Below are 24,941 nucleotides of genomic sequence, written 5' to 3' on the forward strand. Positions count from 1 at the left end.
CCCGCATAGTTAACGCGCGGTATGGGTGGGTTCTGGCAGGCTGGGGGCATGGACGAGACCATCGAGGTAGTCGTAGTACGGGTGTTCACCGATGAGAGCGGGCGCAACGGCAACGAGCTCGGCATCGTGCGCAGTTCTGAGGCGACAGCCTCACGGGAGCAGGAGATCGCCTCCGCCCTCGGGTTCAGCGAGACGGTGTTCCTCGATGGGGTGGATGAGAGCACGCGTGACGCGGCGCTGCGCATCTTCACGCCGGCGAAGGAGCTGCCGTTCGCCGGGCATCCCAGCGTCGGCACCGCCTGGTGGCTCTCGGATCGCCGCACTCCGGTCGACGTGCTGATCGAGCGCGCCGGGGATGTCGAGGTGGCGGTCGACGACGACACCGCCTGGATCACCGCCCGGCCGGAGTGGGCGCCCGAATTCGAGTGGCTGGTCTTGCAGTCGCCGGACGACGTCGACGCCCTCGACCCGTTCGCCTTCCCGTCCGGTCAGCACTACGCCTACGCCTGGATCGACGAGGCGGCCGGCACGCTGCGCTCCCGCATGTTCGCGCCCGAGATGGGCATCATCGAGGACGAGGCGACCGGCGCTGCGGCCATCGCGCTGACGGCCCGGCTGGGCCGCTCGCTCAGCATCGTGCAGGGGGAGGGCTCCCAGCTCCAGACCGAGCTGCTCGACGACGGCCGGGTGCGCGTGGGCGGGACCACCGTGTACGACCGCACCATCGAGGCGACCCTCTAGCCCGTCTGCCTGACGCAACACGCCGCCATCGCCGGAGCGATGACGGCGTGTTGCGTCAACTGGTTGTTACCCGGCTGCTCGTTACTCGGCGACGCCGACGTACTCGGCGTCCTCGTCGGGAGTCTGCGCGCCCGACTCGAGACGGTCGCGCAGCGCACGGCCGAGGGCCGCATCCACGTTCGTCCAGTACTGGATGGCGCGCTCGCGGATGTCTTCGCGCTTCACGCCGCCGACCGCTCCGGCGATCGTGTCGAGGAAGCGCGCCCGCGCGGCGTCGTCGAACACCTCGCGGTAGAGGGTGCCTGCCTGACCGAAGTCGTCGTCCTCCGTGTGGAGCGTCGCCGCGGAGCGGACCAGCGCGCCGTCCGACTCCCACGCGCCCTCACCCGCGCGCTCCGGCTGCGCGGCCGGGCCGCCGAAGGAGTTTGGCGCGTACACCGGCGCGTCGGCCGGCTTGAAGCCGTGACGGCCGGCGCCATCCTGCGAGTAGTTGTTGACCGGGGCTACGGGTCGGTTGACCGGCAGCTCGTTGTAGTTGGTGCCGACGCGGTACCGCTGCGCGTCCGGGTAGGAGAAGACGCGGGCCATGAGCATCTTGTCCGGGCTGATGTCGATACCCGGCACGGTGTTCGCCGGCGAGAAGGCGGCCTGCTCGATCTCGGCGAAGAAGTTCTGCGGGTTCTCGGTGAGCGTGTGGATGCCGACCTCGATCAGTGGGTAGTCGCTGTGCGGCCACACCTTGGTCAGGTCGAACGGGTTGAAGCGGTAGTCCTTGGCGTGCTCGTACGGCATCACCTGCACCGAGACGCGCCAGGCGGGGAACTCGCCGCGCTCGATCGCCTCGTACAGGTCGCGCCGGTAGTAGTCGGCGTCGGCGCCCGCGAGCTGCTCCGCCTCGACGCCGGTGATCTCCTCGTTGCCCTGCAGCGAGTGGAAGTGGTACTTCACCCAGAAGCGCTCGCCGGCCGCGTTGATCCACTGGTAGGTGTGCGAGCCGTAGCCGGGCATGGTGCGCCAGGAGCGGGGGAGGCCGCGGTCGCCCATGAGGTAGGTGACCTGGTGGGCCGACTCGGGCGACAGCGTCCAGAAGTCCCACTGCATGTCGGCGTCGCGCAGACCTGAGCCGGGAAGGCGCTTCTGCGAGTGGATGAAGTCGGGGAACTTGATGCCGTCACGGATGAAGAAGACCGGGGTGTTGTTGCCGACGATGTCGTAGTTGCCCTCGGTCGTGTAGAACTTCACCGAGAAGCCGCGCACGTCGCGCCAGGTGTCGGGCGACCCCTGCTCACCGGCGACCGACGAGAAGCGCTGCAGCGTGCGGGTCGTGGTGCCCGGCTGGAAGACAGCCGCCTTGGTGAAGGCCGTCACATCGCCCGTCACGACGAACCGGCCGAACGCGCCACCGCCCTTCGCGTGCACGATGCGCTCGGGGATGCGCTCCCGGTTGAACTGGGCGAGCTTCTCCACGAGGTAGCGGTCGTGCAGCGCGGTGGCTCCGTCGCGCCCTGCCGTCAGCGAGTGGGCGTCGCTGGCGACCGGCGTTCCGGTCTGGGTGGTGGTGTAGTCGTCGGACATACTTCTCCCGGTGTCGGTTGAGCGCGCGCCGTGGCGGGCGCTCGGATTACGGAGCGAGCGCCGTGCGCTCTTGGCAGGACGGGCACAGGCCCCAGAACGTGACCTCGGCGGTGCTGATCGCGAACCCGCCCGCATCCGACGGATGCAGGCAGGGCGCGCGCCCCACGACGCAGTCGACGTCGGCGACGGCACCGCACCCGGTGCACACCACGTGGTGGTGGTTGTCGCCGATCCGTCGCTCGTAGAGAGCGGCCGACCCGGCCGGTTCGATGCGTCGCACGAGGCCTGCGGCCGTCAGGTCGCCCAGGACGTTGTGCACGTTCTGGATCGAGGTGCCCGGAAGCACCGGCCCCAACGCGCGGAAGACGGTCTCCGCGTCGGCGTGCGGCCGTTCGGTCAGCGTTTCGAGGACGGCGACCCGGCCTCTCGTCGCTTTCAGGCCGGCTTCCCGCAGGATGCTTTCGAGCCGTGCCGTGTCCATGGCTCGACCCTAGTCGGTTATTTTGAATAACTAAAATTACTGGGAGGTCGGGCGTGTTGGTCTCCGACCGGCCCGCGCCGCTTGCGGACGGACAGCTGCCTCAGTGCCAGCGTGACCGGGCCCATGGCCTTGCCGATGGTCTGGAGAGCCTCTGTCTCTGTTGTCGCCTCGACCGACACGACCATGCGGCGTCGATCTTCGCTGCGAATCACGGTGAGCTCCATGATTCCCCTTCCTCCCGCCCCCTGCGCGGGTCTCATCACTAGAGACGAAGGAGACGGCCGGTCATGACGAGAGACCGCGGGATCAGCGCGAGCGGGACCGCAGCCGAGTCTCCTCGAGATCCAGGAGCGACTGCGCCTCGGTCAGGACGCGCGAGGGGTAGGAGCCACGGGCGCGCTCGAGCAGCAGGCGCGTGCGCTCTGCGTCGACCACCGCGAGGCGCAGCGTCCGGTAGATGTGGTGCGGCCGGCTCTCCTGCGGAGAGTCGCTCAGCAGCGTTCGCTCCCACGCCGACTCCGCACGCAGATACGAGGACTGACGCACCCGTTCGACCACCTCCGGGTCGATCGGAGTGGCGGCCCCGGCTGCCGTCTCAGGATCGTCGAGCACGGCCAGCCCGGCCTCGCTCAGGTCGTCGAGCAGGTGTGCGAGCAGGCGACGGTCCTCCTTCGCATCCGCCCCCTGGAGCCCGAGCGTGCGGATCAGCCACGGAAGCGTGCCGCCCTGCACGACCAGGCTGACGAACGCGACCGTGAACGCGATCAGGATGAGCTGCGGACGGTACGGGATGCCGGAGGGCAGCGACTGTGCGGCCGCGAGCGTGACGACGCCGCGCATCCCGGCCCAGCCCAGCACCACACCGCCCTTCCAGTCGATCGCCTCCTGGCGGTACTCCTCGAGGTCGGTGCGGTGCCGGAGGTACCGCTGCTCCGCCCGTTGCTTCCGCAGCGCCTGCCAGCGGTAGCGCACGGGATGGTCGCGGAAGAAGCTGATCATCAGCCACTCCCGCAGCACCGAGCGCTCGGCGAGCTCCGCGCGTCTTCGCAAGCCGTAGATCAACGGGACGATGAGGATGAAACGGATGATGATGAGGGAGACAACGGCGATGAGCCCCAGGCCGACGGCGTTCCAGACGCTCAGGATCTCCGGATTCTGCACGTCGGCGACGAGCGTGCGCAGTTCGAGGCCGATCAGCAGGAACACGCCGTTCTCGAGCAGGAACTGGATGGTGCGCCAGTTGATCTGATCGCTGATGCGGGCCTGCGCGCTGAACTGCGACGGCGCCGCGTGGCCGGTGTAGAGGCCCGTGATCACGACGGCGAGCACGCCCGACCCGTGCAGCGCCTCGGTGGGGGCGAACGCGGCGAACGGCACGACGACCGACAGCGCCGTGTCGAGGACGGGGTCGTTGAGTTTCGAGCGCACCCAGACCGAGACGAAGCCGACGATGAGACCGACGACGATCGCGATGATGACGGCCGAGAAGAAGTCGACGACACCCGCCCAGGGCGTGGCGAGGGTGCCGAGCGCCGCAGCCAGAGCCGTGCGCAGCAGCACGAGGGCCGTCGCGTCGTTGACCAGCCCCTCGCCTTCCAGCACCGTGAGCAGGCGCGGAGGCAGGCCGAGCTTGCGGCCGATGGAGGTGGCGGCCACGGCATCCGGTGGGCTGATGATCGCGCCGAGGGCGATCGCGGCCGCCAGGTTCAGGTCCGGCAGCATCGTGAAGAGCACGAACCCAGAGGCGAACGCAGTGATCACGACGAGCACCACCGACAGCCCGGCGATCGGCGCGAGGTTGCGTCGGAAATCGGTGAGCGGGACGCTGATCGCCGCGGCGTACAGGATGGGCGGGAGCAGCCCATCCAGGATGATCTCCGGCGGCACCTCGATCTCGGGCACCCCGGGAAGGAAGGAGAGGGTCACCCCGACGATCACGAGGATGATCGGGGCCGCGACCCCGAGCTTGCGCGCGAAGGCGGCCACGCCGACGATGACCGCCACGGCGATCACCGCATAGACGCCCAGCTCCATTCCCCAAGCCTACGGGGATGCCACGGGACGGCCGGGTTCAGCGGGCGCGGAGCCCGTCGATCGCCATGGCGATCACGCGGTCGCGCTGCTCGTCGTCGTCGAAGGCGACGCCGGCGATGCCGGAGACCATCCGGATGACGTCGCCGATCGTGGCGTCATCGCGGAGCTCGCCGGCGGCCTGGGCGCGCTGAAGCAACGGCTCGCCTGCGTCGTAGAGCGAGGTGCGGCAGCTGAGCAGCACCGGCGACTCCTTGTTGAGGCCCTCGACCAGCGCGCGCTTGGTGCCGACGTACGCGACGAAGCGGCGGAGCCACGCCTGGACGGCCTCCCACGGGTCGAGGGATCCGGCCTCGTCTGCCGCACGGACCACCGCCGCGACCTCGTCGATGTAGACGGCCTCCACCAGAGCATCCCGAGTCGGGAAGTTGCGGTACAGCGTCCCGATCCCGACGCCGGCGCGGCGAGCGATGTCCTCGAGAGGTGCGCTCGGTCCCTGCGCGGCGAACGCCTCGCGCGCTGCAGTGAGAAGCGCGTCGAAGTTGCGGCGCGCGTCCGCCCGCTGGGGGCGGACGACGCCCACGACGGGTGTCTGGGTGCCGGTCACGGCGAGGGGTCCTCTCAGGTCGGTAAAGCCGGGGTTGCGAAGCGGAGGCTGCCTCCGGTACTGTAGGAGCTAACCGGAGGAACCCTCCGAACGGAGCCTCCCTCCAATTCTAGCGCCTTTCCGGCATCACCTCGAGAAACGGAAAACTCCCGACAATGTCTCGATCCCACCCTGGACTGACCTTCGCCATCCTGGCGCTCAGCGTCGGTTCCTTCGCGACCCTCCAGTCGCTCGTCGTCCCCGTCCTTCCCGTCATCCAGTCCGACCTGCACACCACCACCGCGGGCGTCACCTGGACCATGACCGCGTGGCTCATCGCCGCCGCGGTCGCAACGCCCCTCCTCGGTCGCGTCGGCGACCTGGTCGGCAAGCGCCGCATCCTCGTGCTCGCCCTCCTCGCCGTCGCGCTCGGAAGCGTGGTCGCCGCTGTGGCGCCCACCATCGGCGTCGTCATCGCCGGCCGCGTCATCCAGGGCCTCGGCGGGGCGATGTTCCCGCTCGCCTTCGGCATCATCCGCGACGAGTTCCCCGCCCGCCGGCTGCCCTCCGCCATCGGCGCCATCGCGTCGATCATCGCGATCGGCAGCGGCCTCGGCACCGTGCTCGCCGGCCCGCTGGCCGACGCGCTCAGCTGGCGTGGACTCTTCCTGCTGCCTGTCGCGCTCACCGTGACGGCGGCCGTCCTTGCCCTCATCTTCATCCCCGAATCGCCCACCCGGGCGACCGGCGGCGTGAACCCGTGGGCAGGCCTGCTGCTCTCCGGCTGGCTCATCGCGCTGCTGCTGCCGCTCAGCACCGGCGCGCAGTGGGGATGGTCGTCACCGGTCGTGATCGGCCTGTTCCTCCTCGCAGCGATTCTGCTCGCCGCCTGGATCCTGGTCGAGCTGCGCTCGCGGCATCCCCTCGTCGACATGCGGCTCATGCGCGACCCGGGCGTCTGGTCGATGAACGCAGCGGCCGTCTTCATCGGCGCGTCGATGTTCGCGGTGTTCGCCTTCTTCCCGCGGTTCGTGCAGACGCCCACCTCCACCGGCTACGGCCTGGGCGCGTCCGTGGCGGAGTCGGGGATGCTGATGCTCCCGATGCTCGTGACCATGGCCGTGACCGGCTTCCTGAGCGGACCCCTCGCCCGCTGGATCGGCTTCCGGGCGCAGATCGTGGTCTCGGCGGTGCTCATGGGCGTCGCGAGCCTGTCGCTCGCATTCGTCCACGGCTCCCTGTTCGCGGTCGCCACCGCTTCGGGTGTGTTCGGCCTCGGACTCGGCCTGATCTATGCGGCGATCACCAGCGTCGTCGTGCAGAGCGTGCCGGCCACCCAGACCGGCATCGCCAGCGGGATGAACGCCAACCTGCGCACCGTGGGCTCGGCGGTCGGGGCGGCCGTGATGACCGCGCTGGTCACCGGCGCCATCGCGCCGGACGGCCTCCCGGCCGAGTCGGGCTACACCGAGGGCTTCGCCACCGCTGGCATCCTGGCGTTCGCGGCGGGCGTCGTGACGGTCGTCGCGGCGGGCATCATGCGGGCCGCTCGCCGTTCCGCCGTGGCTCAGGCCGAGGAACTGGTCGCCGCCGCATCGGTGGAGACCCTCGAGCCCGCCGCCCCCGCGATGGTCATGGCCGCGGTCTCCTCGGCGGAGGCGGAGGCGGACGAGATGGCGCGCCTCGCAGCGAAGGTGGACGGGGAGCTGCCGCTCACTGCCCACAGCGGCCGGCGCGAGAGCCTCGAGGTCGCCTGAGCGTCCCGTCGGTCTCAGCAAGGCCCGGATCCGCACGGATCCGGGCCTTCGTCATCCCCGGGCCCAGTCCTATGGGATGGTCAGGGTTCAGCCGTGGAGCGCCGCGGCCTCGCTGCGCCAGCGGGCCAGCAACGCCCAGGGTTCGGGGGCACCCTCGCGTACGCGCTCGACGTGCTCCAGCAGCGCCGCGTCGGTCTCGAACCACTCTGTGCCGGGGATGCGCAGGTGAGCGAATTCTTCGTGCCGGCGGTGCTCGAGCATCCTGTCACCCCGTTCGAACGCCAGCACCTCGTCGTGGGGGAGCGCGGCGAACCGTTGCGCGGGGTTCGCCGTCGTGCCGATCTTGATGCGGTCGCGGTACCGCAGGTAGTAGACGACGTCGACACGAGTGGTGGTCGCGTCGTCCGGCGGCGGCTCGCCGACGCGCCACTCGCACACGGCGCACAGCCAGCCGGATGGGTACCGAACGCCGAGCCTTGAGCCGCAGAAGGCGCAGGGCGACGGCAGCACGTCGGTCACCCCGAACTCGCCGGCCACCCAGTCGTGCGCCTCCAGCAGGTGCGACAGGCAGAGCGCGACCGGAGCCTCGGGATGTGCGGAGGCCCCGCACACGGCACACGGGCTGGTCACTGGGTCAGCGTAACCGGAGCCGGTGACAGTGGCGGCGGCAGCGCCAGCTCTCAGCGCGGAGGACGACAGCGGACCAACGCCAGCCGGCCGCTGAGGCCGACCGGTCCGTCGCCGTATGCGGTCAGCACGGTCGCGCCCCGGCGCAGGGGCAGCGATCCGGCCTCCGCCTCAAGCGTGCCCTCGCCGTCGAGTACGACGAGCACCGAGAAGGACGGCTCCAGCTCGCGGCTGCCGTCCACCGTGATGCGCTCGGCGGCGAAGAAGGGGTCGGCGTCGGCGGGGAAAAGCGTCTCCCCGCCCCGGCCCTGACGCAGCGAGTGGATGCGCTCCTCCGGCGTGACCTCGCGCACGAGTCCGCCGATGGCGGTGTCGAAGTCCAACCCCAGCAGCGCCTCCGCCTCGGTCAGCGTGCGTCGCTCCAGCAGCACCGAGAGGTCGGTGGGCTGCTGCAGTTCGACGAGGGTGACGCCCGGACCGATCGCGTGGGCGAGGCCGGCGGGCACCAGCAGGGTGTCGCCTGCGGCCAGCGGCACCCGGTTCATCGCGTCGAGCATGGCGTCGGCATCCTGCCCCGTCCACCAGGCCCGCACCTCGTCGGGCGAGACCGGCCGCCGGAAGCCGAGGGACGCGTAAGCGTCGTCGGCCGCGTCGATGATCGCCCACGCTTCCGTCTTCCCGAGCGGACTGGAGAGGTGGCGGGCGGCGAACGCGTCGTCCGGGTGGTAGTGGACGAAGAGCCGTTCGGCGGTGTCCAGCAGCTTGACGAGGAGCATCGTGCGGGCGCCGAACCGTTCGACGTGCCGTTCGCCGAGGAAGAAGACCGGGTCGGCGGCGACAGCATCCCGCAGTGTCCGGCCGTCCGGGAGAACAGTGAGGCCGACGCCTCCGCCGGCGAAGACCTCCGTGGTGGAGCCCACGAAGTCCTCCGGCGTGAACGGGCTCGGCTGGGCCGTGCCGCGGAAGCGGGCGATCCCCGCGCCGCCGCGGTAGGGGCGGTCGAGGGGCTGGTTCGGGCTGAGAAGGATCGGTGTCGGAGTGCTCACGGTCAGAAATCTAGTCGTGCACCGGATGCGCGGCGCGCGTCTCGTGGGCCGCGAGGTGCCCGACGACCGCCGCGGCCCCGGTGACGACCGTGGCGAGACCGAGCGGGAACGCGATGCCCAGCCGGAGCAGCAGCGCTCCGACCAGTGCGCCGACGGCGATGAGGACGACGGCCGCCGCGCGCCGCCGCCACGGCTGGCCGCTGCCGCCGGCGAGCACCGAGTCCGCGGCAAGTCCGGTGATGGTGGAGGTGACCACGACCGTCGTGACGTCCTTCACCGCGAGGTGCCGTGCGACCGCCGCCTGGAAGCCCATCGCGGCCGCGAGAAGCGTCGTGATCGCCAGCTCCCACGGCTTCGGGGGAACGCCTCCCGTGATCGTCGTCACGGTGGTGAGCACGGCAAGCGCGACCGCCACCGCGGTGAAGGACCAGCTGGTCCGGGTGTTCCAGCCGGTGCTCTCGCGCCGCAGCGTCCGGCCACCGATCACGGCGCCCGCCATGAAGGCGACCAGCGCGATCAGCGGCCCCACCCACGGCAGCCCCTCTGCGCCCACCAGGGCCATGCCGAGGATCACCACGTTGCCGGTCATGTTGCCCGCGAACACCTTGTCCAGCCCTAAGTACCCGACCGCATCCACGATCCCCGTGGAGAAAGTGAGCGCGAGCATCAGCACCAGGGTCATCTCGCGTTGCCGGTTGTCCATCTCTGCCATTCGTCGCCTCCTGCGCTGGATAGGATCTCACGTGTGCGGACCGAGCTCACCGTCGCCTCCTGGCAGGCCACCCGCGACACCCTCCATCTGTGGACGCAGGTCGTCGGCAAGATCCGGATGGCGCTGACCCCGCCGGTCAACCACTGGTGGCACGTCACGCTGTACCTGAGCGCGCGCGGCCTTGGCACCGGGCCGGTGCCCATCCCCGGCGGGATCCTCGACATCGAGTTCGACTTCCTCGAGCACGAACTGGTGCTGCGCACGAGCGACGGCGGCCGGCGCAGCTTCCCGCTCGCGGGGAAGTCGGTCGCGCAGTTCTACGAGGAGACCCTCGCGGCGCTCGGCGCCCTGGGGGTGGATGTGTCCATCCACCCGGTGCCGAACGAGGTGGAGGTGGCGATCCCGTTCGCGGACGACACCACGCACTGCACGTACGTCCCCGAGCAGGCGCAGGCGTTCTGGCGGCAGCTGATCGACGCGCAGCGACTGCTGCAGCGCTTCCGCTCCAGGTTCGTCGGCAAAGTGAGCCCGGTGCACTACTTCTGGGGCGCGATGGATCTGGCGGTCACCCGGTTCTCGGGGCGGACGGCGCCCGCGCATCCTGGCGGCGTGCCGAACTGCCCGGACCGCGTGATGGTCGAGGGCTACTCGCACGAGATCAGCAGCGCCGGATTCTGGCCCGGCGGGGGTGCCGAGGGTGCGTATTACTCCTACGCGTACCCGGCGCCCGCCGGATTCGCTGACGCACCGGTGCCCGATGGCGCGGTCTTCAGCGAGGAGTACGGCGAGTTCCTGCTCCCGTACGAGACCGTGCGGCGCTCGCAGGACCCGGATGCGCTGGTGCTCGGGTTCCTGGAGGCGACCTACGCCGCGGCCGTCCGGCTGGGGGAGTGGCCCTCGGTCGAGAAAGGGGAACGATGAGCGAGCGTGATGCCGACAGCGCAGGCGATGTGCCGCTGCCCAGCGCGGACGACTCCGCCCGGGCGCTCGCCGACCGGCCGCTCGCCTTCTACAACGCGCTGCTGACGGAGCATTTCGTCCTGGAATCCGCCCGCGGGATCACCGTCAGCGAGTCGAGCAGCAGGGCATCTCTCTACCTGATGACGCTCTCCAGTGCGCTCGTCGCCTTCGGCTTCCTGGCGTCGACGCCGTTCGCCGTCGGATTCCTCGCGGTCATCATCCCCGTCATCGTCATCCTCGGGGTCTTCACCTACGAAAGGCTCGTCCAGACCTCCCTCGAGGACGTTGCCGCGCTCGCGTCCATCCAGCGCATCCGCCGTTACTACGGGTCGCTCCTGCCCGGCGCCGACCGGTACTTCCCGATCCCTCCGGGCGACGCGCCCAACGAACTGCTGGAGATCGGGCAGAGGGGCTACCGGAGGGGCGTCTTCTTCACCATCTCGTCCGCCATCGCGATCGTGAACTCGATCGTGGCGGGCGTCGGGGTGTCCCTGCTCGTCTACGTCTGGTCCGCGGCCTTCCCCGCCGCTATCGCCGTCGGCATCGGCGCAGCGGTCGTGTTCGCGATCCTGCACGGCGCCTACCAGGAGACGCGGTACGGCCGGCAGCGGCGGCTGCTGGCGGGGCCATCCGGGCAGAGGATTCCCTCCACCGAGAGCTGATCCGGAAACGCACGAGGCAAACGCAGGAGGGCGACGGACCGTTCGGCCCGTCGCCCTCGCTGTTGTCAGCGCGCCAAGCGTCAGCGGATCACGGCGTGACCGTGAACCCGTCGAACTGGTTGATCGCGGACTGCGTGACATCGTGCGAGGTCGAGAAGAGCCCCGCATCCTGCGTCGCCGCGGCCGAGGCCAGCGTGACCGGCGACCCGATCGGCACGTAGTTCGCGCCGTCGTACGAGTACGACGCGGTGAACGACGAGCCGCTCCGGGTCAGCTGCACCCAGATCGGGCGGAACACGTCCACGGAGGCTTTCGCCTCCGAGTCCAGGTAGCCGTCGCCGTTCGCATCCCACTCGAAGACGACCCCGTTGCGGGCGGTGACCGCGACGACCGCGTAGCCGGCCGAGGCCCCCGCCTTCGTGATGTCGTTGCGGACCATCACACCCGACTTCGCGGAGGCGTTGGCGTCGTTCACCGACACCACCCGGGCCGAGACGCTCGACGCCGAACCGAAGGAGTCGTCCTTGTAGATCGCGCCGAACTGGTCGGAGTGCTGACCGCCGGCGCCCCATACGTCCGCTCCGGCCGCCGCGATCCCGAACGCTCCGCCCGCCTGCCCGAAGTACGAGCTGACGGCCGAGGCCCCGGTCGTGGCGAATCCGGCACCCACCGGCGCGGTCACCGGGCACCCGGTGAAGCCGAACTGGTTGGCGTTGAGCGAGGTGCGGTACTGAGGCGCCACCCCGGCTGCGCAGATCACGTCCCGGGCACCCTGCGGCCAGTTGGCGCCGGTGACCTTGACGTTGTTGATCAGCTTGTTGTTGTGCGCGGCCGCGTTCGGCGCCGAGACGCCGCCGGAGTTGTACCAGTTGTTCTGGATGGTGTTGTCGCTGGTGTTGTTCCGGAGGCTGGAGGCGTTGGTGAAGACGAACGAACCGCCCTGGACCACGTTGTTCTCATAGGTCAGCGAGCGCGATCCCTCATCGAGGTAGAGGCCGACTCCCGAGATGTTGAACAGGTAGTTCTTGTCTACGACGCTGCCCGGGCTGGCGGAGAGGTTGTACACCGACCCGCCGTCGGCGAAACGCGCCTTGGTGTTGTGCACGAGGTTGCCTTCGACGCGGTTGTCCTTCAGCGTCGTCGGCGTCGTGTACAGGGTGTTCCAGTTGTAGTAGCCGCGGTCGACGTAGTCGTTCGATCCGCCCGCGTCGTTGATGCCCCAGCCGTAGCCGGTGTCGATGCCGTCGTACGGGACGTTGGACACCTCGTTGTGCAGGATCTGCGCGTTCGTCACGTAGGTGCTCAGGATCCCGCTGTTGTCCTTGTAGTCCACCGACACGTGGTCGATCGTGTTGTCCTGGATGCGGATGTCCTGGTTGGTCATCCGCACATCGCTCGGGTGGTGCGCGTCCGGCAGTACTCCGCCGACGGCGACACCGTGCCCGCTGTCCTCCGTGAACCGGTTGCCGACCACGTCGATGCTGCTTGCTCCGTAGCCGACGCCGGTGACCGTGGCGTTGGCATCGTTCCCGATGCCGAGCGCTGTGGAGCCCAGGTTGGTGAAGGTGTTGCCGGTGAAGGAGATGTGGCTGGCCGCCGAGACCTGGACCGCTGACGGCTCCTGGAACCAGCTGGTGCGCGCGCGCTCGAACATCTCGCAGCCGCGGGAGCAGCTGGTGAACGCGTCGGCGGGCCGGTAGTCGTACGTCCCCTTCAAGAAAAGCCCGTTCTGCTGGTCGGCGTAGCCGTCGGTGGACGGGCCGAGCCAGGAGGTTCCCGAGAACTGGATGCCCTCGAACGACAGTCCGCTGACCGGCTTGTCGTACGTGCCGCCGATGCTGATCAGCGACTGCAGGCGCGGCAACTCGATGTCGAGCTTGTTCGGGTCGACGCCCGCGGCGGGCTTGTAGTAGAGCTTCCCGCCGCTCGGGTCGATGTACCACTGGTTCGTCTGCGTGAGGAAGGCGAGCGAGTTGTCGAGGTACCAGCTGGGGCCGGCGAGGAAGGATCTTTGGACGGTGTCCCAGCCCCAGGTGTTGTTGTCCCAGGCCGGCTGCGCCATGGTGATCTCGGTGGGGCTGATGCTCTGTACGGGCGAATACCGGTTGGTGAAGTCGCCGAGCGACTCGAACTCGATGCGTCCCTGGTCCGGCAGGTTCGCCATGGAGGCGAGGGCCGGATTCTTGATCGTCAGGCCGGTGGCGGTCGGGGTGACGTCGGCGTTGGCGAGCCGGATGGCCGCGCGGGGGGCGATGGTGCCGTTCACGTAGAGCTGCCGCGTGTCGAGCCCGGCGGGTGTCGGGGCCTCCCAGATGCCGGTGCCGGCGTCGGACTGCGACCACCCGGTGACGTCCGAAGCGCCGCTGATGACGGGGTGGGCGCCCGGGGCGGCGGTCCAGTGGACCGTGTTCGTGCCTCCGCCGTCGCCCGCGTCGAAGCTGAGCGGCTTGGAGAGGCGGTAGGTGCCGTCGGCGAGCTGGACGGTCACATCCCCGTGCTTGATGGAGGGACGGAGCACATGCTGTGCGCGTTCGAGCGAGCACGGCATGCTCTGGCTGCAGTGCCCGGCGTCTTTACCGTCGGGTGCTGCGTAGAAGATGGTCGATGGAGCGGCTTCCGCCTTGAGCGGGATGAGCGCCGACGCGATGACGACGCCTGCGCCGAGGAGTGCCAGCAGCGCCGACCTCCCCTTTCGCCTCGTCATCGAACGCCCCGGTTCTGACGTCAATGTCATGTTGGATCGCTTCCTGTCGTGGGGAGCGTCGATGCCCCCGCAACAGGGTTATCATACGTATGACGTTTACAGCAAGAGACGTATGACCTTTGCGTTCGCTCAGCGCCGCGCGTCGTTCCGAGCCGGGTCGGGAGCAAGACCGGAGGCTTCCAGTTCTTCCCAGAGCGCCTCGGGAATCGTCGCCCTGTAGCGGTCGATCGTGCTGTTCACGTGTGCTGCGGTGCGCATCCCCGTCACGACCGACACGACAGCGGGATGCCGCAGCGGGTACTGGATGGCGGCCGCCGGAAGGCTCACCTCGTGCCGCGCGCAGACCTCGGCGATGCGTACGGCGCGATCGACGACGGCCTCTGGGGCGGTGCCGTAGTCGAACTTGGCGGTCCGGTCGACGGTCTCGCTGCTCAGCAGCCCCGAGTTGTACACGGCCGCGGCGACGACCCCGACCCCGCGTTCCTGCGCCAGCGGCAGGAGATCGTCGAGCGCCGACTGGTCGAGCAGGGTGAAACGGCCGGCGACCATCACGACATCCACGTCGGTACGCCGGACGAACTCGGCGAGCATCGCCGACTGGTTCATTCCCGCGCCGATGGCTCGGACGACCCCTGCGTCCCGCAGTTCGATCAGGGCGTCGATGCCGGTGGTGGATGCCGCCTCCCAATGCTCGTCGGGGTCGTGGAGGTAGGCGATGTCGAGGTGATCGGTGCCGAGTCGCCCCAGCGACGCCTCGACCGAACGCAGGATGCCGTCGCGGCTGAAGTCCCAGACGCGCGTGGTCGCTGCCGCGACGATGAACCCATCGTCGTCGAGGCGGTCGGCTGTTTCAGGGCTGTCGACCAGCAGTCGCCCCACCTTCGAGGAGAGAGCGATCGTGTCGCGCGGAACCTCCCTCAGCGCGGCGCCGAGGCGGCGTTCGGACAGCCCCAGCCCGTAGTGCGGGGCCGTGTCGAGGTAGCGGATCCCTCCGTCGAGGGCAGTGGAGACGGCCGCCGCCGACTCCTCGTCGGTGGTCTCGCGGAAGAGGTTGCCGAGCTGCGCGGCTCCAAAGCCGAGTTCGGTGAGCTCGGTCCCGGTGCGGAGCGCGCGGGTGGGCAAGGGCTGAGTCATTGCCGCAGTCTATTCCACTCAGCATACGTATTATGTTTGGATACCCACGAGAGTTTCGAAGAAGGGACACCCCGGCGATGTTGGCGGCGAACTATGTAGGCGACCGGACGATCACGATCGAGGAGCGCGAACCAGAACCCTTGAATCCCGGAGAAGTGCGCCTCGCGGTCGCCTACGTGGGCATCTGCGGGACCGACCTCCACGTCTTCCACGGAGACATGGATGCGCGGGTCACCATGCCCGCCACCATCGGGCACGAGATGTCCGGGACCATCGTCGAGCTCGGGCCGGAGGTCGACGGCTGGGCCGTCGGCGATGCGGTGACGGTCATGCCGCTCGACTGGGACGGCACGTGCCCGGCCTGCCTCGCGGGCAACCAGCACATCTGTCAGAACCTCGACTTCATCGGGATCGACAGCGCGGGCGCCTTGCAGGAGCTGTGGAACGTGCCGGCGTCGACCCTCGTCCGGCTTCCCTCCGGCGTCTCGCTCCGGGATGCGGCGCTCGTCGAGCCGGTCGCGGTGGCCGTCCACGACGTCCGCCGTTCCGAACTCGCGCCCGGCGACAAGGCGGTCGTCATCGGCGCCGGACCCATCGGGGTCCTCATCGCCACTGTCGCCGCAGCGTTCGGGGCGGAGGTCGTGGTCGCCGAGATCGATCCCAACCGCCGGGCCGCTGCCGAGGAGATGGGGCTGCGCACGCTCGACCCGTCGGCGGTAGACCAGGTGGCCTGGGCGGAGGAGTGGACCGGAGGGGCGGGGGCGGACGTCGTCTTTGAGGTCTCCGGCGCCGCGGCAGCAGTGCTCGGGGCGACCTCGCTGGCGAAGGTGCGGGGCACGCTCGTGGTGGTCGCCATCCACTCGCAGCCGCGCCCGATCGACCTGCACCGCCTCTTCTGGCGGGAGCTGCGCATCCTCGGCGCCCGGGTGTACGAGCGTCGCGACTTCGAGCGCGCGGTCGAGCTGGTCGCCGCGGGCGAGATCCCGGCCGACCGCCTGATCACCCGCGTCGTGCCTCTGCCCGAGGTCGCGTCGGCGTTCGAGACGCTCGAAGCCGGGCAGGCCATGAAGCTGCTCGTGGAGGTCGCACGATGACCGCATTCGACCTCACCGGCCGGCTGGCGGTCGTCACCGGCGCCAAGCGCGGGATCGGGTTCGCGATCGCCGAGGCGCTCGCCGAAGCCGGGGCGGACATCGTGGGGGTGTCGGCCACGCTCGATCCGGCGTCGTCCGCGATCGGCGACCGGGTGCGCGAGCTGGGGCGGAGCTTCGAGGGCCATCGCGTCGACTTCGCCGACCGGGCTCAAGTGACCGAGCTGGCCTCCGGGCTGGCGACGCAGGAGCGACCCGTGGACATCCTCGTCAACAACGCGGGAACGATCCGCCGTGCGCCCGCAGCCGAGCATCCCCTCGACTGGTTCGACGAGGTGCTCGAGGTCGACCTGACCAGCGGGTTCGTGCTCAGCCAGGCGCTCGGCGGCCGGATGCTGCGGGAAGGCGGCGGGCGGATCGTCTTCACGGCGTCGCTGCTGTCCTTCCAGGGCGGCATCACCGTTCCGGGCTACGCCGCGGCGAAGTCCGGGGTCGCAGGTCTCGTGCGCGCCCTCTCGAACGAGTGGGCGGGACGCGGCGTCACCGTGAACGGCATCGCCCCCGGCTACATCGCGACGGACAACACGCAGGCCCTCCAAGACGACCCGGAGCGGTCGCGCGCCATCCTCGACCGGATCCCGGCGGGCCGCTGGGGCAGCGCAGAGGACATCGGGGGAGCGGCCGTCTTCCTCGCCTCGGATGCCGCGCGCTACATCTCCGGAGCGATCCTGCCCGTCGACGGCGGCTGGCTCGGTCGATGATCGCGTTCGAGCCGATCCTCCCAGTCGTCGTGATCGACGACGCGGACGCCGCCGAGAGCCTCGGCCGCGCGCTCGTCGCCGGAGGCATCCGGCAAGCCGAGATCACCCTCCGGACGCCCGCGGCCCTCGAAGCGCTGCGCAGGATGGGCGCGGTTCCCGGGCTGCGAGTGGGCGCAGGAACAGTGCTGGATGCCGATCAGGCGGAGGCGGCGATCGATGCCGGCGCGTCGTTCATCGTGAGCCCAGGGCTCGCCGACGCTGTCATCGCAGTGTGCGCCCGGCGGGGCGTGCCGGCGGTGCCCGGCGTCGTCACGGCCACCGAAGTCATGCGCGCCCGAGCTCTCGGGCTGCGCACGCTGAAATTCTTCCCGGCCGAGGCGTCGGGAGGCCGCGCCGCGGTCGCTGCGCTGTCCACCGTGTTCCCGGAGATCCGCTTCGTCCCGACCGGCGGCATCGACGCGGCGCGCGCCGGGGAGTACCTCACGCTGCCGTCGGTCGTCGCGGTCGGCGGAAGCTGGATGGTGCCCCGAGCCGCCCTCTCCGCGCGTGACTTCGCGGCGATCGAGTCGCTCTGCCGACACGCGGTCCAGGCCGTCGAGGCCGTCGAGGCCGCACCATGAGCGGCCACGTCCTCACCTTCGGCGAGACGATGGGGCTCTTCCGCGCGGCGGAAGTCGGAAGCCTCGCTGACATCGACATGGCGCGGATCGGGACAGGCGGAGCGGACAGCAACGTCGCCATCGGCCTCAGTCGACTCGGAATCCCGACGGCCTGGGTGGGCCGGGTCGGCGCCGATGGCCTCGGTCGGCGGGTGCTCCGGGACGTCCTCGGCCAGGGAGTGGATGCGCATCCGATCGTCGACGCCGACCATCCCACCGGCCTGATGGTCAAGGAGAAGCGGACTCCGCACACGACGAAGGTCTGGTTCTACCGCTCGGGCAGCGCCGGGAGCCGACTCGAGCCCGGCGACATCGATCGGCGGTTGATCGAGACTGCGGAGCTCGTGCACATGACCGGCATCACGGCGTCGATCTCCGGGTCCGGGCGGGAGACCGTCCACCGCGTGCTCGAGATCACGCGAGAGAACGGCATCCCCGTCTCCTTCGACGTGAACCACCGCAGCGCGCTGTGGACGACCGGTGATCCGGCGGAGGTGTACCGGCAGATCGCGGCCAGGGCCGATGTGATCTTCGCCGGCGACGACGAGGCGGCGCTGCTGCTCGGCCGGCCCGATGCCGACGCCGCAGCACTGGTCGAGGGGATGCGCGAGCTGGGGCCGACGACGGCGGTCCTCAAGCGCGGGGCGCTCGGCAGCATGGCCTCCGACGGCGGCGCGCTGGTCGAGCATCCGGCTCTTCATGTCCCGGTCGTGGACACCGTCGGCGCGGGCGACGCCTTCGTCGCGGGCTTTCTCGCCGGACGCCTCCGTGGCGAGAGTCTGGCCGACTCTCTCAGCACGGCGAATGCCTGCGGCGCCTTCGCGTGCATGGGCTGGGGCGACTGGGAGAGCATGCCGCGTTCGGAGGAACTGGCCCTTCTGGGTGACGGCGATCCGGTGTCGCGCTAGTCGCCTCGACGTGCTGTTGGCAAACATCATACGTATGCTCTATAGTCAGAACACGCCTCCTCGGAGTCGTCAACGAAGTCGACAAGACAAGGACATCTCATGGTCGGAATCCACACTGTGGTGCGTTCACGCCGTTCGTCGGCGCTGACCGTCGCCGCACTTGGCGCCGCGACGGCGCTCCTGGCCCTCACCGGTTGCAGTACCGGTGGGAGCTCGGCGAACGGGTCGTACGGCTTTCCCGAAGCCAAGCAGGACACCTCCTCGACGATCACCGTCTGGGTGGACGCGGACCGTCAGGCCGCGGCGAAGGCATTCGAGAAGGCGAACCCGGACACCAAGATCAAGGTCGTCACCTACGACGGCTCCGCGAACGGGTCCAACTCGTTCCGCACGAAGATGCAGCTGTTCGACCGGGCCGGAAGCGGCTGGCCGGATGTGGTCTTCTCCAGCCAGAACAACGACGCCGCCTGGGCCAGCCAGAAGAGCAACGGCAAGCAGGCGTTCGCGGCGGTCCTCGACAAGGGCCTCGTGCCCAAGGACACCCTCGACAACTTCACCGAGGGCGCCCTCAACCCCTGCACCGTGAACGGGCAGGTGTACTGCCTCCGCAACGACCTCGCACAGGCGGTGCTCTGGTACGACAAGGCGCAGCTGGACAAGTTCGGCTACACCGTCCCCACGACGTGGGAGGAGTACCAGGCCCTCGGCGAGAAGGTCGCCAAGGAGCACCCCGGCTACATCATCGGGACCGCCGGTGACGCGTGGACGCCCGAGGTGTTCATGTGGGCCAGCAAGTGCCAGGCCAACGACATCACCGGGCCGAAGTCCGTCACGGTGAAGACCGACAGCGACGAGTGCGCACGGGCGGCATCCCTGCTCGACACCCTCCGCGAGAACGGCACCGTGCCGGCGATCAGCGTCTTCACCCCGGAGTTCGTCAAGAGCTACGCGGGCAAGGTCCTGATGATGCCCGGTCCGGCCTGGTACGCGGGCGCCATCTTCAACAACCCGCAGTCGCTCAACGTGCCCGCCGGTGAACTCGGTGTGGCTGCGCCCCTGCCGTGGAAGGGCGAGGACAAGGCCGTCACCGGAAACGTCGGCGGCGGAACCTGGTTCATCTCCAGCCACTCCAAGAACCTGAAGGCCGCCGAGAAGTTCGCGCAGTTCGTCACGACGTCCGACGACTACCAGGTGAACGTCGCTCCCGGATACCCGGCCTACGCTCCCGCTGCCAAGAAGTGGGTGGAGAAGCAGGAGGCGAGCAAGTACTTCGCCACCTCGCTCGCACCCGTCGCCACCGCCGCCTCGCAGGTCTGGGACGGCTGGGGCTACGGCATCTTCAGCCAGGAGGCCGTCTGGGCGAAGACGATGACCCCGGCCATCTCCGGTGGCAAGACGATCAAGGAGCTGCTCCCGACCTGGCAGCAGGCGATCGAGAACCAGGCCAAGGTCGACGGATACAAGGTGAACTGACATGACCCTCGCTCCTCCGAGCGACCAGCTGACCGCCGGCGCCTCCGCGCGCCGGCGGTCGGCCCGGCGGAGCAGCCGGGCGCCAGGACGCACGCCCATCGGCTACGTCTTCGTCTCGCTCTACGCCCTGCTCGCCATCGCCTTCGGCATCATCCCCGCGCTCTACGCGGTGCTGCTCGCCTTCACCAACGCCGACGGCGGATTCGCCGGCTTCGACAACTTCATCAAGGTCGTCACCGACTTCCGGTTCTGGCCCGCGGTTCTCCACGTCACGATCTACCTCGTGATCTGGCTGATCAGCCTGGTGATCTTCGTGGTGCTGCTCGCGCTGGTGGTCCACGCCCTCCGCGTCCGCTGGGCGAGCACGACGCTCCGCTTCGTCTATTACCTCCCCGGCGCCCTGGCGGGTGCGTCGAGTGTGCTGCTCTGGCTGTTCGTGCTCGACCCGACCGCGAGCCCGGTGAGCGGGCTGCTCCGGCTGATGGGGTTGAACAGTTTCGTGCAGGTCATCCAGCCCGGCAACCTCCCGGCGATCTTCGCGATCATCGCCTTCTGGACAGGCGCGGGCGGCTGGATCGTGATCATGTACGGAGCGCTGAACAACATCAGCACCGACATCCTCGAGGCCGCGCGTATCGACGGCGCGAACGCCGCGCAGATCGCCATCCGCATCCAGCTGCCGATGCTGCGCAAGTGGATCGCCTACATGGGCGTGATGTCGCTGGCGGCGGGCACGCAGCTGTTCGTCGAACCGCAACTCCTCAGCCAGGCGAGCAACGCCGTGGTTCCCAACGACTACTCGCTGAACCAGCTCGCCTACCAGTACGCGTTCCAGCAGAACGACTTCAACGGCGCTGCCGCGATCTCGCTCCTCCTGCTGATCGTCGCGCTCCTGCTCTCCTGGGTGTTCGTCACCCGCGGCGGCCTCTTCGAAAAGGAATGACAATGACTGCACTCACCGGCGAGCGTCGCCGCGCGAGCCTCCGCGGGTGGAGCGGCCGCACCATCGCCGGCGTCGTCCTGGCCGTCTTCGTCCTGTTCTTCGCCATCCCGATCGTGTGGCTGCTGTTCGCCGTCACCAAGTCGTCCAAGGCGCTCATCGTGGACAACCCGTTCGCGATCGGATCGTGGGCCGACTTCACCGCGAACTGGAACCAGCTGTTCGGCTTCCAGGACGGCGCCGTCACCCTGTGGATCGGCAACTCGGCGCTGTACTCCATCGGCGCGCTCGTCATCACCCTGCTGGTGAGCATCCCGGCCGGCTACGCCCTGGCGCTCACCGAGTTCCGTCTGCGGAAGGCGCTGCTGGTACTGACCCTGGTGGTCATGCTTATTCCGAGCACCGCCCTGGTGCTGCCGATCTTCCTGGAGCTCAACACGGTCGGCCTGATCGGGAGCCCGCTGTCGGTCATCCTTCCGATGTCGTTCTTCCCGTTCGGCGTCTACCTGACCTACATCTACTTCTCGACGAGCATCCCGCGCGACCTCCTTGCCGCGGCACGCATCGACGGCTGTACGGAGTTCCAGGTGTTCGCCCGGGTGGCGCTGCCGCTCGCCGCGCCGGTCGTGGCCCTGGTCGCGTTCTTCAGCTTCGTGCAGAACTGGAACAACTTCTTCCTGCCGTTCGTGATGCTGCCCTCCAGCGACGGGTACCCCGTGCAGGTCGGGCTGACGTCGCTGCTCGCCGCGACCCCCGCGTTCAACCCCAGCTCGGCGGGATCCGACTCGGTCCAGCTGCCCACCCTGGCGCTGGCGACCATCGTGTCGATCCTCCCCGTGCTCATCGTCTTCCTCTTCTCCCAGCGCTTCCTCGTCGCGGGCATGACGGCGGGAGGAACCAAGGAATGATCACGCCCGCACCGAAGGAGAACCGCCCATGAAGATCACCGGCTACCGCAGCCTGACCACCGTCCACGACTGGGGACGTGTCACCGGCGACGTCAACGGGGTCCAGGTCGGCAACACGACGCCCGTCCCCGTGCTCATCCTCGAGACGGACAGCGGTCTGGAGGGCGTCGGGCTCGGCGCCCACGATGACATCGCCCGGGTCTTCCCGGCGATCGAGGGCGAGGACCCGCGCGCGGTCGTCGCGCTCTACGACCGGATGCTCGACTGGGTCTTCAAGGCCGGCCACTCCGGCTCAACCTTCGGCACGATCGGCGCCATCGACATGGCGCTCTGGGATCTGAAGGCGAAGGCGGCGGAGGAGCCGCTCTGGCGGACGCTCGGCGCCCGGGAGCGCTTCGTGCCCGGCTACGCGTCCGGGCTCGAGTACGGGCAGACCGACGACGAGCTGGCCGAGCTGTACGGGCGATTCGCCGACCGCGGATTCAAGGCGGGAAAGCTCAAGGGCGGTCGCGATCTCGACCGCGACCTTCCGCGGCTGGAGATCATGCGGGATGTGCTGAGCCGCAACTCCCGGCATCCCGCGATCATGTTCGACGTGAACGAGTCGTGGAACCACGCACAGGCGGCGCGGTATGTCGGCGCGATCGAAGAGCGCCTCGACCTGACCTGGGTGGAGGAGCCGCTACGTCGGTGGGATGCGGCGGGGATGGCCGCGTTGCGCGGCAAGATCAAGGCGGCCGTCGCCAGCGGTGAGAACCTCACCGGGTTGGAGCAGTACCGTCCGCTCCTCGATGCCAATGCCGTCGACGTCGTCCAGGTCGGCAACGTCTGGGGGATCACGCACTTCCTCCGTGTCGCGACCCTTGCGCACGGGCACGACCTGCCGGTCAGCCCGGTTGCCTACAACGCCAACCCGATCGCGCACGCGGCCGCCGCCGTGCCGAACCTCCTCACGCACGAGGTGCAGGATCTCGCCTTCCCCCGGGGGCTGGATGTGGACCAGCAGTTCGACGACGGAGGCATCGTCCTCGGCGACCGGCCAGGGCTCGGGATCATCGTCGACGAGTCGCTGCTGACAGCCGCGGGCACCCCGGGTGCTCCGCCCGCGACCGGGCCGCACATCCGGCCGGAGCGGGCCGCGCTGCGCCTGGTCGCCGAGCCGGACGTGAACGACGACCCCACCGTGCCGGTGAGGACCGTTTCGTGAGCGGAGAGCCGCAGCGGTTCGCCCTGGTCGTCGGGGTCCGGCCGGAGAAGCGTGAGGAGTATCTCGAGCTCCACCGAACCGTGTGGCCGGGGGTCGAGGCGAAGCTGACGGAGTGCAACATCCGTAACTACAGCATCTTCGTCTTCGGCGACATCCTGTTCGCCCACTACGAGTACATCGGGGACGATCACGCAGCCGACCTGCGACGGATCGGCGAGGATCCGGTGTCGCAGGAGTGGTGGACGCACACCGATCCGTGCCAGGTCAGGATCGCCGAGGAGCGCGACCCGGGGGCGCTCTGGCAGCCCATCGACGAGGTGTGGCGCCAGAGATGACGGGACGCGTCGACACCCACGTTCACCTCTGGAACCGCCGGACCGACCCGCAGGACTGGATCGACCCGGACACGATGGCCGCGATCGACCGCGATTTCGGGGGCGACGAACTGAGCGCGATGCTGGCGGCCACCGGGATGGACCGGGCGATTCTCGTGCAGGCGAGCAACAGCCTGGCGGAGAGCGAGCGGCTCTCGCGATCCGACCCGGCCGTCGTGGCTGGGCTGGTCGCCTGGGTGGACCTGACCGGCGACGTCTCTGCGCAGCTGGCCCGCGTGCGGGCGGGCACCGTCCCCGTCGTCGGCGTGCGGCATCTCGCGCACATCGATCCGGACCCGGAATGGCTGCTCCGGGACGGCGTGTCGGAGGGTATCGCGGCGCTCGGTCGCGAGGGGCTCGCGTTCGACCTCGTCGTCCGCGACTGGCAGCTCGGGCAAGCCGCAGACCTGGCGGCCCGCCACGACGGCGTCCGTTTCGTGCTGGACCACCTCGGCGGTCCGCTCGCGGAGGACGCACACCCGGCGCGCTGGGAGGCAGGGCTTCGCGAGCTCGCGCGCCGGCCGAATGTGACGGCCAAGGTGTCCGGCCTCAGCTCCGGCCTCGCGCCCGGCCAGTGGTCGGCGGACGACCTGCGATCGGTCGTCGACATCGCCGTCGACGCCTTCGGCACGGACCGCCTGCTGTACGGCTCGGACTGGCCGCTCGCCGAACTCGGCGGAGGCGCCACGGCCTGGCGGGACGCGTTCGACATCCTCACGGCCGGGTTCTCGGCAGCGGAACGCGACGACGTCCTCGGCGGGACGGCGGCGAGGGTCTACTCGGTGGCCTGAGCCTTCGTGCTCTTGCGCGTGCGGGGCGCGTGGTCGGGTAGGCGTCGACGCTCCCACGAGACGTGGATGTGGTCGTGCATCGCCTTCTCGGCTGCGGCCGGATCGTTGCCGGCGATGGCCTCCACGATCGCTGCATGCTCGTCGAGTGTGAGCGCCACAGCATCCGGCGGGTTGATGCCCTGGTAGCGGCTGGATTCGACGGCGCGCTTGTACAGGTGCTTGGCGATGTTCTCGGCGAGCCGATTACCCGAGATCTCCATCAGCGCGTAGTGGAAGACGACGTCCGCCTGCCGGAACGAGTCGGTCTCCGACTCGCTCTCGCGCATCGCGGTGAGCGCGTTCTCGAGACGGCGCAGCTCCTCCGAAGAGTGGGAACGGGCCACCGCTCCCGCCATCGCCGATTCGAGGCTCGCACGGACGACCGTCAACTCATCGAGCACGCCGAGGCTCTCGTCGTTGTCGATGAGGGCCGACAGGACGATCGGATCGAGCATGTTCCAGTACCCGGGCGCCTGCACCTGCGTGCCGCGACCCTGGGAGACGATGACGAGCCCCTTCTCCTCCAGGCGCTTCACCGACTCGCGGAGGACGGTCCGGCTCACGCCGAAGTGCTCGCTGAGCGGGCCTTCCGGCGGTAGGAGGTCGCCCTCGTTGAGCTGACCGGTCACGATGATCTCGACCAGCTCGGCGACGACCGCCACCCCGAGCCGCTCGGCGGGCAGCCGCTGCGGAATGAGCCGCGTCGCAGCCGTGGAGTCTGGCGTCATAGGTATGACCTTAGCGCTCGGTGGTGCGAAATGGCCGTGGGTTCCG

24 protein-coding genes are annotated in these 24,941 nt (G+C 69.4%); 14 read left to right on the forward strand and 10 right to left on the reverse strand.

Annotation, left to right across the window (positions count from 1 at the left end; all coding sequences use genetic code 11):
• The first annotated feature begins 48 nt into the window (after positions 1-48).
• Entirely contained in the window at positions 49-741 is a 693-nt protein-coding gene (locus tag AB7E03_RS16525) for a PhzF family phenazine biosynthesis protein (RefSeq protein WP_489942423.1), read from the forward strand.
• An 81-nt stretch (positions 742-822) separates the two neighbouring features.
• Here the strand turns inward: AB7E03_RS16525 and AB7E03_RS16530 are convergent, their stop codons facing one another.
• The 4 genes from AB7E03_RS16530 to AB7E03_RS16545 all read right to left on the reverse strand — a co-directional run bounded on the left by AB7E03_RS16530 (position 823) and on the right by AB7E03_RS16545 (position 5,435).
• A complete protein-coding gene (locus AB7E03_RS16530) occupies positions 823-2,316 on the reverse strand; it encodes a catalase (RefSeq protein WP_489942424.1) in 1,494 nt (497 codons plus the stop codon).
• 46 nt (positions 2,317-2,362) lie between these two features.
• On the reverse strand, positions 2,363-2,797 hold the full coding sequence (locus AB7E03_RS16535; RefSeq protein WP_489942425.1) for a Fur family transcriptional regulator: 435 nt from the start codon (positions 2,795-2,797) through the stop codon (positions 2,363-2,365).
• Positions 2,798-3,103: 306 nt separating this feature from the next.
• Entirely contained in the window at positions 3,104-4,831 is a 1,728-nt protein-coding gene (locus AB7E03_RS16540; protein ID WP_489942426.1) for a cation:proton antiporter, read from the reverse strand.
• Between the two features lie 37 nt (positions 4,832-4,868).
• Entirely contained in the window at positions 4,869-5,435 is a 567-nt protein-coding gene (locus AB7E03_RS16545) for a TetR/AcrR family transcriptional regulator (protein WP_489942427.1), read from the reverse strand.
• A gap of 155 nt (positions 5,436-5,590) precedes the next feature.
• Between AB7E03_RS16545 and AB7E03_RS16550 the strand changes: the two genes are divergently transcribed.
• Positions 5,591-7,171, forward strand: coding sequence for an MFS transporter (locus AB7E03_RS16550; RefSeq protein WP_489942428.1), 1,581 nt, complete (start codon positions 5,591-5,593; stop codon positions 7,169-7,171).
• 87 nt (positions 7,172-7,258) lie between these two features.
• Here AB7E03_RS16550 and AB7E03_RS16555 read toward each other — a convergent pair whose 3' ends face one another.
• From AB7E03_RS16555 to AB7E03_RS16565, 3 genes are read right to left on the reverse strand one after another with little or no spacing between them, the layout of a single operon-like run.
• On the reverse strand, positions 7,259-7,801 hold the full coding sequence (locus AB7E03_RS16555) for a GIY-YIG nuclease family protein (protein ID WP_489942429.1): 543 nt from the start codon (positions 7,799-7,801) through the stop codon (positions 7,259-7,261).
• Between the two features lie 50 nt (positions 7,802-7,851).
• Entirely contained in the window at positions 7,852-8,844 is a 993-nt protein-coding gene (locus tag AB7E03_RS16560) for a class I mannose-6-phosphate isomerase (RefSeq protein WP_489942430.1), read from the reverse strand.
• A 10-nt stretch (positions 8,845-8,854) separates the two neighbouring features.
• Complete coding sequence (locus AB7E03_RS16565) at positions 8,855-9,556, reverse strand: YoaK family protein (protein ID WP_489942431.1); 702 nt, start codon at positions 9,554-9,556, stop codon at positions 8,855-8,857.
• A gap of 33 nt (positions 9,557-9,589) precedes the next feature.
• On the opposite strand from AB7E03_RS16565, the gene AB7E03_RS16570 reads away from it, so the two are divergent.
• Together AB7E03_RS16570 and AB7E03_RS16575 are read left to right on the forward strand one after the other, a co-directional pair.
• Positions 9,590-10,477 carry a DUF5996 family protein gene (locus tag AB7E03_RS16570; RefSeq protein ID WP_489942432.1) on the forward strand — a complete coding sequence of 296 codons (888 nt, stop codon included), beginning with the start codon at positions 9,590-9,592 and terminating at the stop codon, positions 10,475-10,477.
• A complete protein-coding gene (locus tag AB7E03_RS16575) occupies positions 10,474-11,178 on the forward strand; it encodes a hypothetical protein (protein WP_489942433.1) in 705 nt (234 codons plus the stop codon). Before AB7E03_RS16570 ends, AB7E03_RS16575 begins: the two co-directional genes overlap by 4 nt.
• 88 nt (positions 11,179-11,266) lie before the next feature.
• Here AB7E03_RS16575 and AB7E03_RS16580 read toward each other — a convergent pair whose 3' ends face one another.
• Both AB7E03_RS16580 and AB7E03_RS16585 read right to left on the reverse strand, forming a co-directional pair.
• Complete coding sequence (locus tag AB7E03_RS16580; RefSeq protein ID WP_489942434.1) at positions 11,267-13,882, reverse strand: right-handed parallel beta-helix repeat-containing protein; 2,616 nt, start codon at positions 13,880-13,882, stop codon at positions 11,267-11,269.
• A gap of 129 nt (positions 13,883-14,011) precedes the next feature.
• On the reverse strand, positions 14,012-15,016 hold the full coding sequence (locus tag AB7E03_RS16585) for an aldo/keto reductase (RefSeq protein WP_489942435.1): 1,005 nt from the start codon (positions 15,014-15,016) through the stop codon (positions 14,012-14,014).
• 77 nt (positions 15,017-15,093) lie between these two features.
• On the opposite strand from AB7E03_RS16585, the gene AB7E03_RS16590 reads away from it, so the two are divergent.
• From AB7E03_RS16590 to AB7E03_RS16635, 10 genes are all read left to right on the forward strand, one after another.
• A complete protein-coding gene (locus AB7E03_RS16590) occupies positions 15,094-16,110 on the forward strand; it encodes a zinc-dependent alcohol dehydrogenase (RefSeq protein WP_489942436.1) in 1,017 nt (338 codons plus the stop codon).
• The gene (locus AB7E03_RS16595) at positions 16,107-16,868 is read left to right on the forward strand and encodes an SDR family oxidoreductase (RefSeq protein WP_489942437.1); all 762 of its coding nucleotides are present in this window, start codon (positions 16,107-16,109) and stop codon (positions 16,866-16,868) included. The genes AB7E03_RS16590 and AB7E03_RS16595 overlap by 4 nt, the downstream gene beginning before the upstream one ends.
• On the forward strand, positions 16,865-17,488 hold the full coding sequence (gene eda, locus AB7E03_RS16600) for a bifunctional 4-hydroxy-2-oxoglutarate aldolase/2-dehydro-3-deoxy-phosphogluconate aldolase (protein WP_489942438.1): 624 nt from the start codon (positions 16,865-16,867) through the stop codon (positions 17,486-17,488). The genes AB7E03_RS16595 and eda overlap by 4 nt, the downstream gene beginning before the upstream one ends.
• Positions 17,485-18,435, forward strand: coding sequence for a sugar kinase (locus AB7E03_RS16605; protein WP_489942439.1), 951 nt, complete (start codon positions 17,485-17,487; stop codon positions 18,433-18,435). The genes eda and AB7E03_RS16605 overlap by 4 nt, the downstream gene beginning before the upstream one ends.
• A 99-nt stretch (positions 18,436-18,534) precedes the next feature.
• Positions 18,535-19,908, forward strand: a complete 1,374-nt coding sequence (locus tag AB7E03_RS16610; RefSeq protein WP_489942440.1) for an ABC transporter substrate-binding protein — start codon at positions 18,535-18,537, stop codon at positions 19,906-19,908.
• 1 nt (position 19,909) lies between these two features.
• Positions 19,910-20,851: a carbohydrate ABC transporter permease gene (locus AB7E03_RS16615; RefSeq protein WP_441783556.1), complete on the forward strand. Its 942-nt coding sequence runs from the start codon at positions 19,910-19,912 to the stop codon at positions 20,849-20,851.
• A gap of 2 nt (positions 20,852-20,853) precedes the next feature.
• Positions 20,854-21,756, forward strand: a complete 903-nt coding sequence (locus tag AB7E03_RS16620) for a carbohydrate ABC transporter permease (protein ID WP_441783557.1) — start codon at positions 20,854-20,856, stop codon at positions 21,754-21,756.
• 28 nt (positions 21,757-21,784) lie between these two features.
• Positions 21,785-22,963 (forward strand): mandelate racemase/muconate lactonizing enzyme family protein, encoded by a 1,179-nt coding sequence (locus tag AB7E03_RS16625; RefSeq protein WP_489942441.1) that lies wholly within the window; start codon positions 21,785-21,787, stop codon positions 22,961-22,963.
• Positions 22,960-23,298 carry an L-rhamnose mutarotase gene (locus tag AB7E03_RS16630; RefSeq protein WP_489942442.1) on the forward strand — a complete coding sequence of 113 codons (339 nt, stop codon included), beginning with the start codon at positions 22,960-22,962 and terminating at the stop codon, positions 23,296-23,298. The genes AB7E03_RS16625 and AB7E03_RS16630 overlap by 4 nt, the downstream gene beginning before the upstream one ends.
• On the forward strand, positions 23,295-24,128 hold the full coding sequence (locus AB7E03_RS16635) for an amidohydrolase family protein (RefSeq protein ID WP_489942443.1): 834 nt from the start codon (positions 23,295-23,297) through the stop codon (positions 24,126-24,128). Before AB7E03_RS16630 ends, AB7E03_RS16635 begins: the two co-directional genes overlap by 4 nt.
• Here the strand turns inward: AB7E03_RS16635 and AB7E03_RS16640 are convergent.
• Positions 24,113-24,895, reverse strand: a complete 783-nt coding sequence (locus tag AB7E03_RS16640) for a FadR/GntR family transcriptional regulator (protein ID WP_489942444.1) — start codon at positions 24,893-24,895, stop codon at positions 24,113-24,115. The two genes, AB7E03_RS16635 and AB7E03_RS16640, sit on opposite strands and share 16 nt — an antisense overlap.
• Positions 24,896-24,941: the final 46 nt, after the last annotated feature.

It is taken from the genome of Leifsonia sp. RCC_180, assembly GCF_058138205.1.